The sequence below is a fragment of the Streptomyces sp. NPDC006335 genome, from assembly GCF_040612795.1.
Lineage (GTDB): Bacteria > Actinomycetota > Actinomycetes > Streptomycetales > Streptomycetaceae > Streptomyces.
The window spans coordinates 158,137-168,468 of record NZ_JBEXQX010000019.1 but is presented as its reverse complement, the minus strand read 5'-3'; the positions used below and the strand labels follow the sequence as shown (position 1 = coordinate 168,468).

Below are 10,332 nucleotides of genomic sequence, written 5' to 3'. Positions count from 1 at the left end.
GTGGCGATCAGCCCGGACGGCACCTGGCTCGCCACCGCCTGTCGCGACCGGACGGTGCGGATCTGGGACCGCGCCACCGGACGATGCACCGCCACCCTCATCGGCCACACCGGCTCGGTGGAGTCCGTGGCGATCAGCCCGGACGGCACCTGGCTCGCCACCGCCTGTCGCGACCGGACGGTGCGGATCTGGGACCGCGCCACCGGACGATGCACCGCCACCTTCACCCACACCAACCCAGTGGGGTCCGTGGCAATCAGCCCGGACGGCACCTGGCTCGCCACCACCAGCATCGATGGGGAACTGCGGATCTGGAGTGTCAGCAGGCAACGAACCGTGGCCGTCGCAAGGGCAGATGCACGGCTGCACTCATGCGGCTGGGGGCCGGGCGGTCCCGACGTTGCCTTAGCGAGTGAGCGCGGCGTGTATCTCTTCGTGCTCCTCACTTGACGATCGGTTGGCGTCCCCTCACTGGCCGGGGGCTGCTCCCCTGCCCGGGTCCGGCCGGGGCGTGTGGTGCTGACGGCCCGGGGCGGCGGCCGGGGCCAGCTGCGTCTGCTTCGTCTGGTCCACCTGCTCTTCGACCATGCGGCCTCGGGCCTCTGCTGCGCGGGTGTGCGCGGCGATTCGGGCGAGGTTCTGCGGCGTCATCCACGTCGCGGGGTCCGTCGTACGGCCCTCCAGATACTCCTGCGGCATCGCGGCCTGCTGGTGGGCCTGGATGGCGGCGGCCTGCTGTGCTGGAGTCTCGGCGCCCGGCGGCGTGGCTGAAGCGGTCGCGGCCGGGGCTTCATCCCGTACGGCGGGCGGGGCGGTGAGGGCGGCGCGGATCGCGTTCTGCAGGGCGAGGCTGGCGACCCGGGCCCGCTCGTACCGGGATGACTCCCGCGGCGGCTTCCCGTCGGTGCCGGCGATCCACCAGCGGATGGGCCAGGCGAAGTCGGCGGTGTAGGAGAGCTGATCCGGGGCCGGGGTCAGTACAGCGCGTCGGCCGCCACGATGTGCTGGTAGAGCCGGACCGTGTCCAGCGCATACCAGGAGCCATCCGGGCGCTGCACCCGATTCGCGATCAGGCAGTGCTCATGCAGGAGGGGAATCCGTTCCTGTTGTCGTAGTGCCGGAACGCCGCGACGACCAGGGCCGGGGCCTTCGCGCGCTCCCGGCCGGACGCCCACCGGGTCTCCGCTACCTCATCCTCCAGCCAGCGCAGCGTCGCGGCGACGGCCCGCTCGTGCGCTCGCTCGATGACCCGGCGCGTCCGCTCATCCCCCAGCGCCCACAGCACGACCAGCGACGCCTGCGGCCGGAACACGAAGTCCAGGGCAAGCAGCGGCTTCTGCTTGCGCTGCTCGATCTCCTCGATCGGCTGACCTAGGACAGTGGCCAGCCGCGCCATCTCCGGGTCCTCGCCGTCGTCCAGGAGCTCACGCTCCATACGGTCGGCGTCCGGATGCCGGCCTTCCCCGAACAGCAGCTCCATCTGCCGCTCCGTCACCGTCTCCCCCGCGGTGAGCCCGAGCGCGGCCAGACCGCGCCTCGAGGCGGCGACCAGCCGTCGACGTACTTCACCGCGGACGTCGTGGCGATGTTCATCGAGCACTACGGCAGCCTCGCCGAGGGCGACCGCCAGTTGTGGCGGGCGACCGCGCACGGCTGGCACCTGTACTCCGTCCCGCTGCCCCGGCCCGCGGACGACTACCGCACGTACGAAGTCGAGATCACCGAACTCTGCGTACGGCGGGCTCTGACCGCCGAAGAACACGCTGAGGCCGAACAGCGGGCACGGGCCTTCATCCGGCCCCACGTCGAAGCCATCCGCGCCGCGCTCCGAAACCGTTGAGCAGCACGAACGCGGGTTAGCCACAGGCCGGAACGCGATCGGCGGTTCCTCCGTACGCTGCTGCCCGAGTCGATCACACGGGGGTGCGCGGAATGCGGTACGGCGTGGTGGTGGAGGAACTCGCGGTAGAGGTCATGGCGCAGCTGCCCAACGACCGGGCCCGCCAGGAGGTGATGGCGCTCGTCGAGGTCGCCCGGATAGATCCGCAGGCCTGGCCCGATGTCCGCGATCCGGGCTCCGTGGAGGAGATCCGCGAGGCGTTCGGGCGCCAGTGCTGGCTCCAGTACATGCCGCACGCCGGCGCGATCGAGGTCCCCGACATCGGATGGGCAGGCTGATCACTTCCCCCTGTCGGCCTGCGCGAACGGGACTTCACCAGCCGAGCGGGCCAGCCAGATCGCCCGGGGCACCACATCGGTCACCGCGCTGACGACTGTCGAGCGAATCTCCAGCGGACTGCGCATTCCCGGTGTCCTACTGGGGCTTGCTGCGCAACCCTGGGAGGACACCTCCGTTCACAGCACGGAGCCGACCATGGAGACGATCCGATGAAGCGCCGCAACCTGCTGCGTGGCGCGCTGGCCGCCGGCCTCACCGCTCCGGCTCTCGCCGCACTCACCGCCGCCCGGACCGACGTCGACCAGACCCTCTCCCCCGGCACTCCCCAGGACCTGGCCGCCCTCGAGGCTGCAGCCGAGAGCTACGGGTACGGCTACCACGGCCAGGCGCCCACCCGCGTACTGGCCGACCTGGTCACCGACTTCACGACCCTGCGCCCGCTCCTCACCGTCCCGCAGCCCGCACCGGCACGGGCGCGGCTGTGCCGGACGGCCGGGCAGATGGCCGGGATGACCGCGATCGTCTTACATGATCTGGGCAGCCGCCGGGAGTCCCGTGCCTGGTTCGCCACCGCCGCCCGGGCCGCCGCCGAATCCGGCGACCAGCAGCTGCACGCCTGGGTCCTCGCCCGCGAGGCGATGGTGCCGCTCAACTACGGCGCCCCGAGGGCAGCGGCCAGCCTCGCCGAACAGGCCCGGCAGGCGGCCGGCACCAGGCCGACCGCCGCCGCGGTGCTGGCGGCCGCCGTCGCCGCCCGCGCCTACGCCCTCAACCATCAGAGCGAGCAGGCCCGCGCCGCGCTCACCGCCGCCGACGCCCTCATGGGCCGGCTCCCCGAGTCCGAGCGGTCGGACACCTGGCTGACGTACGGCGAGGGCTGGCCACGCTGGAGCCGGGGCAGGGTGTTCACCCAGACCGCGACGGCGATGCCCTTCACGTCGTCGGCGAGCGCCTGGAGGCGGTTGTCGAGCAGGTGCTCCTCCTTGCCCGCCAGGACGACGTGCAGCTGCGGGAAGGTCTGGGAGCGGGTGTAGCGGTGGCGCTGCCAGAACGGGAACGTGTTGCCGATCGTGCCGCGGGCGCCTTCCCAGACGCGGTGCCCGGCGTAGCGCTCGTAGTCCCAGACCTCCTTGGCGAGCCGGGCCTGGGACATGGTGCCGTTGTCGAGCTCGAAGAGGCGCACCTCGCTGCTCTTGGTCGGCAGCGTGAGGACGGCGTCGGTGTTGAAGCTCAGGCCGGTCTCCTTGATGGCGTGGTTGACCTCCACCTGCCAGTCGGTCAGGTGCTTGCGACCACCGAAGGCGAGGATCATGTCCGTCACCGCGACGCCGTGCGGACCGAACCCTGCCTTCACCGCCTTCGCTCCGGTGCCGGCCTTCGGGCGGGGAGGCAGCTCGTTGCCGTCGGCCAGAGCCTTCTGTCCCGCCGGGGTCAGGTTCCAGATCGGGTGCCGTCCGTCCTTGCCGTTCGTCTCCGCCAAGCCGAGCTCCGCCAGCTTGTTCATCGCCCTGCGCACGTACGACCGGCCGTCGGCGTCTTCCTTGGTGATCACCTGAGCCATCTGCCGGACCGTGGCTATCCGCATGCACCCCAGCATCCGCAGCGCATCGGCACGCACCTTCCTGGCCGGAGTGGACTTCTTCCCCTTCGCTGACGTCTCAGGGGAAGGGAGAGGGTGTCAGCGTGCCGGGAGGCCCCTTGTCGGGCGGTGTGAGCTGCGGTGATGGGAACGACGTTGGAATCGTTCGCGGCACCGTTCACGGCACTGGATTCCGGGCCGCCCGACGGGCGTTCAGCACCCCTTGACCAGGTCAGGCGCGGCTGCCGGGCGCTGCTGGTGTCCGTCATGACAAGGCTCCTCACGCAGGTGACGCGGGGGCCCGGATGGAATCCCCCATCACCTGCTAGAGGTGTCGTGAAAGTCGACGGTGTGACACTCCACTGAGTGCCGTTACCGAGCCGTGATCGTCAGGCGGGCACGGCTGATCTGTCGCAGTGAAGGTTGAGCGTTCGCAGCGAAGACTGGTCGGTGGCCGTCTCACGCATCGAAGGTTGAGCAACCTGATCAAGTTCCGGGTTTGCCAGGCAGGCAACACAGTCCAGCACGCGCTGTACCAGCACCTTCGAGCCCACGGTGATAGCAGCCAACCAAAGGCTCGCTTGTGTAGGGCTACGCGTCGTTCAGCTCCAGGTCGCTCAACAAGCTTGTGGCGGGCTCACCTTGGGGAGACTCAGCCGCATGCGGATCATGAGCAACGACGAGCTCCTCCACCGCGAAGCAACGCGGTTACGGAGAGTTGCATCAGAGATGCGCTCGTATGCCCAGGCATTTCCCGATCTCAGCGACGGAGAGCGACACAGTGTCCAGATGGCCGTACTGCACGCCTGGATCCGCCTCCGCTACCCAGTCAGCCTGCAGTTCGTTGCCAACTACGTCGCCACCGTGGTTACGGCCGTCGGGATGGCGGCAGCCGCTGCCGCCGCCGGCGTGGTAGCCGCGCTGTTTGCGACGGGCACCGGCGGCTCCAACGGCGCGCCGTGGTGGCTCTTTCCCACGGCCACCTGGGCTGCCATATGTCTGAGCGTTACTTTCGTTGCCCGGAACGACGTGCGCGAGGTTGTCTCTCTTCCGTCGGCTCGGCCTCCGAGGCATAACGCGGCGGGTTGCGCATCCACAGATTGCCTATTGGTTTGTACCGGGAATGATGCTGGCCACTGTTCTCGTCGCTGCTGTGGCGTCCTGGCTGACCATTGAGAGCGCGCTATCCGCCCCCGCAGGTCAGCAGTTGATCACTGCTGCAACAGGGCTGTTCGGTGCGCTCCTGGGCTTGCAAGAGGTCCGCTGGCTTCGCGTGGTTGAAAAATTCCTCAGCCGCAGATATCGGCAGCAAAATCGGCCTCGTCCACTCGACGCTGTGCTGGTCGAACTAACGGCGGCCGTATCGGCGTGTTTCCAACTGCGGGTCCAGTGGTGGGACCCGCGAAACATCAAGATCCGGCTTGCCATCGCAATCGAAGCCGCCAACGACACCGCTACCGTTCGACGTAGAACCTCGATCACGGAAGTCGCGGCAAGACGCCAGGCGAGACAGTTCCACGTAGCCCTTGCAGAGCTGATCCGACGCCACGACCGCGCGATCACTCAGGTGCGCACATCTCAGGAGTACGACGCGATCGCGGCCTCGCTGCGGGCGGGTGTCCTCGCCCTCGCAACGGGCGACCTAACGGCCCTCATGCAACACAGTGCTGCTGAGCCGCCGACGTCACGGGGCACCCGGCTCGTGCGCCGTACTGGCTCAAGTCTCGTCCTTGTGGCGTTCGCCGTAGCCGTCCCGCTGTTGCCCGGAGTGGACAGCGCCACCGGCGGAGGCGTTCGCGTGCTGCTACTCATGACAGCCGCACTGGCCCTGACCCCGGCCAGCGACAGCGCCTCCGGCTCCATCCGATCCGCACTCGAACGATCCCTATTCACCAAGGGCGCCCAGTGACCGCCCTGAAAAGACCCATGCCAGAAACACCCGCTGACAGCCTCGACCGCCTTCTCGGCCACGCACGGGCTGAGTATCGAGGTGGCCGGGAACGCGCTCAACCTTCGGTGAGAACGCTCAACCTCGGTGCGACAGATCAGCGGCTGTCCTCTGCCGTTGAACTTGGACGGTTTGCCACTGAGGTTGGATCGGGCCGCTGGGTTGGCGGGGTCAGGCCGGCTCGGGCGTGGCAGGGAGGCGGGCGTTCATCGCGGCCTCGATGCTGGGGTAGGACGGCATGAGGGTGCTCAGGCCGGTGAGATCGAGCATTCGGTACAGGCGGTCGGGGACCGCGGCCAGGGTCAGGGAGCCGTTTGCGGCCATTGCGCAGCGCATGATGCCGATCAGGGCGTTGAAGCCGGAGGAGTCGCAGAAGGTGATCTCGGTCAGGTCCAGGATCAGGTGCGGGTGTCCTTGGGCGATGAGGTCCAGTGCTTCTTTGCGCAAGGCGGGAGCGGTCTGTGTGTCGATGGCTCCGCCGACGCAGAGGGCCGCCAGGTGTCCGTCGGTGTGGGTGGTGGTGAGGGTGAGGTTGTCGGTCACGGGTCAGCGCTCCTGGTCGGCGCGGGCGGCGCCAGCGATGGGCGTGGCCAGGGTGCGGGCCGTCGATGCGGCGGCCGTCTGCTCAGTGGCCTGTGCCAGGGGTACGGACAGCGCGAGCAGGGCGACGTCGTCACCGAGACCGGTGGGCAGGTCGCTGATGAGGGCGATGGTGTCCTCGATCAGGCGGCCGGCGCCGGGGGTGGTGCGGGTGGTGAGGAAGGCGGCCACGCCTTCCTCACCCAGCATGGTCCCGTCCGGCAGGCGGCCCTCGGTGAGCCCGTCGGTGTAGAGCAGCAGGCCCTGGCCCGGGGCGAGGTGGAAGGTGTGGGAGGCGAACCGGGCGCCTTCCAGTGCGCCCACGAGCATGCCGCCCTTGGGGCGTACCCCGTTCACCACCATCGCGCCGTCATCCCCGTGCTGTATGTGGAAGACGGGGGGATGACCTCCCGTGGCCACGGTCACGCTGAAACCGCCGTCTGCGGCGGGCTGCAGGGTGCCGAAGACGCAGGTGCAGAACCGGCTGCCCATCGACGGATCGAGCAGCAGGGCGCTGTTGAGGGCGTCGAGGACTTCAGTGGGATCGTCGTGGTGCTGGGCGGCTGCGCGCAGGGTGTAGCGGGTCAGCGAGGTGACGGCGGCGGCTTCGGCGCCCTTGCCGCACACGTCCCCGAGGAAGAACGCCCAGCGCTGTCCGCCCAGGGAGAAGACGTCGTAGAAGTCACCGCCGACGTCCCGGGGCGAGGCGGTCTGGTAGTGGCAGGCCAGCTCCAGCCCCGGAACCGGCGGCAGCACGGGAGGCAGCAGGGTGCGCTGGAGGGTGGTGGCGAACGCGGTGATCGCTTCCGTGTCCCGCTCGGCCCGCGTCCGCGCCTCCTCCTGCGCCTTGCGGCGTTCCTGTTCCTCGCGCAGCAGCCGCAGGCCCGAAAGTCGCAACTCCATGGCGTCCAGAACCACCGCGGCCAGGTCGGCCAGGGTTTCGGTGTCGGCCTCGGTGATCAGACGCGGTTTCGTGTCCAGGACGTTGACCGTGCCCAGCCGGTAGCCGTCGGCGGTGATGATCGGGGCCGCCGCGTAGAACCGCACTCCCAGAGGACCAGTGACCAGCGGATTGGTGCAGGCGGTCGGATCGGTGAGGGTGTCGGGGATCACCAGCGCGTCATCGCGGAGGATCGCCGACCCGCACAGTCCCGGGTCCCGCCCAATCTCCGCGACCCCTTCCAGGCCGTGAATGGCCTTGAACCAGATCCGGTCGGCATCGACGATCGTCACGCTGGCCACGGGGACATCGAACAGTCGGGCGGCCATCGCCGCGACCCGGTCGAACGCCCCGTCGGGCGGCGTGTCGAGGATGTCGTAGCGGCGCACCGCTTCCATCCGCGCCGCCTCCACCGCGGCCGGCGGTATTCGCCTCAGCCGCGGCTCATCCAGCGAAGCCTCGGGGGCACCTGCCATCGCTCGGCTCCTGTCCTTCGCGACGGAACCGGTCCCAGCGCCCAGTCCTCGACCACCGACCCTACGACAGCAGCGAAATCCGCCTCTGCCTCCCGCGCATCAACCACCCGTCCACGCTGTATCTCCACATGAACACGCCAATACCAGCAAGAGCTGGTCCGACTCCAATGGCAATCGGTCCACGTCCGATGTCAGAGGACAGCTGTGACTTTGAGCGTTACCTGGCGGGCCGCACGTACGGCGCTGCTGGTCAGAGGGCGGCTTCGATCTATGGATGGCGGCTTCTTTGCACGGTAGTTGGCGAGTCGGAGGTTGGAACGCTCGTCTCCGCCGATGAGCGGCTGTTTCCGAAGGATGCGGGCCAGGGAGTGTTGATCCACTGCGCGCCGGAGGCGGCCGCACGGGCAGCCGCCTCCGGGATCGCCCGGCACCGGTAGGTGCCCAGAGCGAGCTCCGCGAGGTGAGCTCTTCTCAACGGCACGGGCTGAAAAGCTCCCCCCGACGGGTGGATTAGGCGACAGACACACCCTGCGGGGAAGCAAGCCCTCGCGGGTGTCCTCCGGAACGCTACGGCCGGGGCGCCCCCGCGTAGTGACGCGTTGGAATCGGATGGATGCTGACAGGAAACCCGGGCAGGCGTGTGAGCGTGCCCCTGTCCGCTGTCGTTTCCGGTGATTGCCTTGGCCTCGTCCGTCCCTCCCCGTCCTCAGTCCGCATCGGTGTCGGCGGATGAGCTGATGGAAGAGCGGGAACGGTTGCGGGCGGAGAACCGGCAGCTGCGGCAGGCCCTCGCCTCGCACGCCGTCGTCGACCAGGCCATCGGTGTCCTGACCGTCCTGGGACAGATACCGCCGGGCGATGGCTTCACGGTGCTGCGGGAGGTCTCCCAGCACACCAACATCAAACTCACCCAGGTCGCTGAACAGGTCCTCAACCACGGTCAGGGCGCGGCGCTGCCCGATGTCCTTCTCGGAGAACTGCACGCGGCGCTGGCCCGCCAGGCCGCCTCACGCCCTGCCTGACCGGGGCAGGCCCGCGCCTCTACAGGGGCCGCGATCCGGCGATGGCGCTGCCGGGTTCATCCAGGAGGGCGATGCGGGCGGTGATGCGCTTGCCCACTGGCTCGCGCTGCGCTTGGAAGCCCTGGGCGACGGCCATCACGATCTCCAGGCCGTGCTGGCCTACGCGTCCTACGTCGGCGGCCCGGGGCACCGGCAGTACCGGATCGCTGTCCCACACCATCACCTCGACGGCGTCGCCGGCGATCCGCAGGTCCAGCAGGACTGGTCCCGGCGCGTACTTTAGTGCGTTGGTGACCAGTTCGCTGACCACCAGCTGGGTGAGGTCCATGGCGCGCTGCGAGACCGGCAGGCCGTGCTCGGCCTGCACACGGGTGAGGAAGCCGGCGGCGAGATGGCGGGCGCGGGCGATGCACGTACCGTCGCCTTCCAGGGCCACCGTGGTCTGTATGGCCTGCTCCCCCGGCGCCGGGACGTGCTCACTCACGGGAACTGATGGCATCGTGGTCCCTCTCTCCCCCGTTCACACCCCACGCGTACCCCCAGCACGCGCTTTACGCCTTCGACATCAAGGCATTACCCGCTCTCTCCAGGGGCGGCACTGCAGGTGAAGGCGCTGGTGTGCCAGGATCACCGCCATGACTGGGGACGAGATGCCGGACACCGAACAAGCTCCGCAGCCAGACCAGCTGTCGATCGTGGACACCTCCAGCGAGGGCATCCGCATCCTCACTGTCGCCGGTGAGATCGACTACGACACATGCGAAACGCTGCGCCAGGCACTCGACGTCCCCGCCACGCCGCCGCCACGCCTCGTAATCGACATGCGCCAGGTCACCTTCATGGACTCCACCGGCATCAACCTCCTCATCGCCGCCCACCAGAGCGCCACCGACGCCGGTGGCTGGATACGCCTGGCCGCACCCACCAGTTCCGTCATACGCACCATCCAGATCGTCGGCCTCGACGCCCTCATCGACTGCCATGCCACCCTTCGCGAAGCGCTCAGCCCCTGAGCCGTAGAACGGTGACCGCATCACGGCTACAACCCGTCAGCCACGATGCCCGGCACCATCACGGCGGAAAATGTTCACCATGGCACCCATGCGACCGGTGACCGTCGGCCCACCCGACAGTCGGGGCGGCCGGTTGGTGCATATCCACAACTACGACGTCGGCCGCGCCTACGGCCTGTGGGACATAGTCGTGTTCCTCCATCGCGCCGGGCTCGACGTGGGAGAAGAGGACGAGATCGCCGCCTCGGATCTGGTCGAGTGGATCGGCGGAGGCCCGACCGTCTGGGAAACGTGACGAACGAACGCCTCACCCAAGCCGAGCGACACTCTCACTGACATTGATCATGAAAAAGTCGCCGGAGTGACTCCCGACTTCACCTCGAAACCGCATCTACGGGAAGTGACACAGCCACGCGCGGGTGATTCGACATACCCGGCCGCACCGCTGGCGACTCCAGGCGCGACAGCATCGCAGTGCCCTGTGGAAGGGATCCGGGGTGACGTGGACGCTGCCAGAACCGATGCTGAGCACTCCCGTGGCCGGACCCGAGCTGCGGCCGGGCTGGGCGGGGGAGCCGAAGTTATGGACAGGGTTC

The 10,332-nt window shown here is 68.7% G+C and carries 11 protein-coding genes and 2 pseudogenes; 7 read left to right on the top strand and 6 right to left on the bottom strand.

What is annotated here, in order from left to right; translation table 11 throughout:
• Positions 1-450: pseudogene (locus ABZ098_RS37220) on the top strand (hypothetical protein); the annotation flags it as partial.
• An 18-nt stretch (positions 451-468) separates the two neighbouring features.
• Here the strand turns inward: ABZ098_RS37220 and ABZ098_RS37215 are convergent.
• Both ABZ098_RS37215 and mobF read right to left on the bottom strand, forming a co-directional pair.
• Complete coding sequence (locus ABZ098_RS37215) at positions 469-699, bottom strand: hypothetical protein (protein ID WP_356598174.1); 231 nt, start codon at positions 697-699, stop codon at positions 469-471.
• Positions 700-974: 275 nt separating this feature from the next.
• Positions 975-1,480 (bottom strand): annotated as a pseudogene (gene mobF / locus ABZ098_RS37210) (MobF family relaxase).
• Between mobF and ABZ098_RS37205 the strand changes: the two are divergent.
• Positions 1,451-1,840 carry a hypothetical protein gene (locus tag ABZ098_RS37205; RefSeq protein ID WP_356598173.1) on the top strand — a complete coding sequence of 130 codons (390 nt, stop codon included), beginning with the start codon at positions 1,451-1,453 and terminating at the stop codon, positions 1,838-1,840. The pseudogene mobF and the gene ABZ098_RS37205 overlap by 30 nt on opposite strands.
• A 92-nt stretch (positions 1,841-1,932) precedes the next feature.
• On the top strand, positions 1,933-2,178 hold the full coding sequence (locus tag ABZ098_RS37200; RefSeq protein ID WP_356598172.1) for a hypothetical protein: 246 nt from the start codon (positions 1,933-1,935) through the stop codon (positions 2,176-2,178).
• A gap of 776 nt (positions 2,179-2,954) precedes the next feature.
• On the opposite strand, the gene ABZ098_RS37195 is transcribed toward ABZ098_RS37200, so the two are convergent.
• Positions 2,955-3,764, bottom strand: a complete 810-nt coding sequence (locus tag ABZ098_RS37195; protein ID WP_356598171.1) for a replication-relaxation family protein — start codon at positions 3,762-3,764, stop codon at positions 2,955-2,957.
• Between the two features lie 1,117 nt (positions 3,765-4,881).
• On the opposite strand from ABZ098_RS37195, the gene ABZ098_RS37190 reads away from it, so the two are divergent.
• Positions 4,882-5,667, top strand: a complete 786-nt coding sequence (locus ABZ098_RS37190) for a hypothetical protein (RefSeq protein WP_356598170.1) — start codon at positions 4,882-4,884, stop codon at positions 5,665-5,667.
• Positions 5,668-5,877: 210 nt separating this feature from the next.
• On the opposite strand, the gene ABZ098_RS37185 is transcribed toward ABZ098_RS37190, so the two are convergent.
• Both ABZ098_RS37185 and ABZ098_RS37180 read right to left on the bottom strand, forming a co-directional pair.
• Positions 5,878-6,249, bottom strand: coding sequence for an STAS domain-containing protein (locus tag ABZ098_RS37185; protein ID WP_356598169.1), 372 nt, complete (start codon positions 6,247-6,249; stop codon positions 5,878-5,880).
• Positions 6,250-6,252: 3 nt separating this feature from the next.
• Positions 6,253-7,701: a GAF domain-containing SpoIIE family protein phosphatase gene (locus ABZ098_RS37180; RefSeq protein WP_356598168.1), complete on the bottom strand. Its 1,449-nt coding sequence runs from the start codon at positions 7,699-7,701 to the stop codon at positions 6,253-6,255.
• Positions 7,702-8,438: 737 nt separating this feature from the next.
• Here ABZ098_RS37180 and ABZ098_RS37175 point away from each other — a divergent pair.
• The gene (locus tag ABZ098_RS37175; RefSeq protein WP_356598167.1) at positions 8,439-8,723 is read left to right on the top strand and encodes an ANTAR domain-containing protein; all 285 of its coding nucleotides are present in this window, start codon (positions 8,439-8,441) and stop codon (positions 8,721-8,723) included.
• Positions 8,724-8,742: 19 nt separating this feature from the next.
• On the opposite strand, the gene ABZ098_RS37170 is transcribed toward ABZ098_RS37175, so the two are convergent.
• Positions 8,743-9,207 carry an ATP-binding protein gene (locus ABZ098_RS37170; protein WP_356598166.1) on the bottom strand — a complete coding sequence of 155 codons (465 nt, stop codon included), beginning with the start codon at positions 9,205-9,207 and terminating at the stop codon, positions 8,743-8,745.
• Between the two features lie 151 nt (positions 9,208-9,358).
• Here ABZ098_RS37170 and ABZ098_RS37165 point away from each other — a divergent pair, with 151 nt between their 5' ends.
• Together ABZ098_RS37165 and ABZ098_RS37160 are read left to right on the top strand one after the other, a co-directional pair.
• The gene (locus tag ABZ098_RS37165; RefSeq protein ID WP_356598165.1) at positions 9,359-9,736 is read left to right on the top strand and encodes an STAS domain-containing protein; all 378 of its coding nucleotides are present in this window, start codon (positions 9,359-9,361) and stop codon (positions 9,734-9,736) included.
• Between the two features lie 79 nt (positions 9,737-9,815).
• The gene (locus ABZ098_RS37160) at positions 9,816-10,031 is read left to right on the top strand and encodes a hypothetical protein (RefSeq protein WP_356598164.1); all 216 of its coding nucleotides are present in this window, start codon (positions 9,816-9,818) and stop codon (positions 10,029-10,031) included.
• The last annotated feature ends 301 nt before the right edge of the window (positions 10,032-10,332 follow it).

Bases quoted from the DNA above. Each gene is read 5' to 3' on its own strand.
- ABZ098_RS37160 (WP_356598164.1), top strand. From the start codon at position 9,816: ATGGCACCCATGCGACCGGTGACCGTCGGCCCACCCGACAGTCGGGGC.
- ABZ098_RS37215 (WP_356598174.1), bottom strand. From the start codon at position 699: ATGCCGCAGGAGTATCTGGAGGGCCGTACGACGGACCCCGCGACGTGG.
- ABZ098_RS37195 (WP_356598171.1), bottom strand. From the start codon at position 3,764: ATGCGGATAGCCACGGTCCGGCAGATGGCTCAGGTGATCACCAAGGAA.
- ABZ098_RS37175 (WP_356598167.1), top strand. From the start codon at position 8,439: ATGGAAGAGCGGGAACGGTTGCGGGCGGAGAACCGGCAGCTGCGGCAG.
- ABZ098_RS37205 (WP_356598173.1), top strand. From the start codon at position 1,451: ATGCCGGCCTTCCCCGAACAGCAGCTCCATCTGCCGCTCCGTCACCGT.
- ABZ098_RS37165 (WP_356598165.1), top strand. From the start codon at position 9,359: ATGACTGGGGACGAGATGCCGGACACCGAACAAGCTCCGCAGCCAGAC.
- ABZ098_RS37180 (WP_356598168.1), bottom strand. From the start codon at position 7,701: ATGGCAGGTGCCCCCGAGGCTTCGCTGGATGAGCCGCGGCTGAGGCGA.
- ABZ098_RS37200 (WP_356598172.1), top strand. From the start codon at position 1,933: ATGCGGTACGGCGTGGTGGTGGAGGAACTCGCGGTAGAGGTCATGGCG.
- ABZ098_RS37190 (WP_356598170.1), top strand. From the start codon at position 4,882: ATGATGCTGGCCACTGTTCTCGTCGCTGCTGTGGCGTCCTGGCTGACC.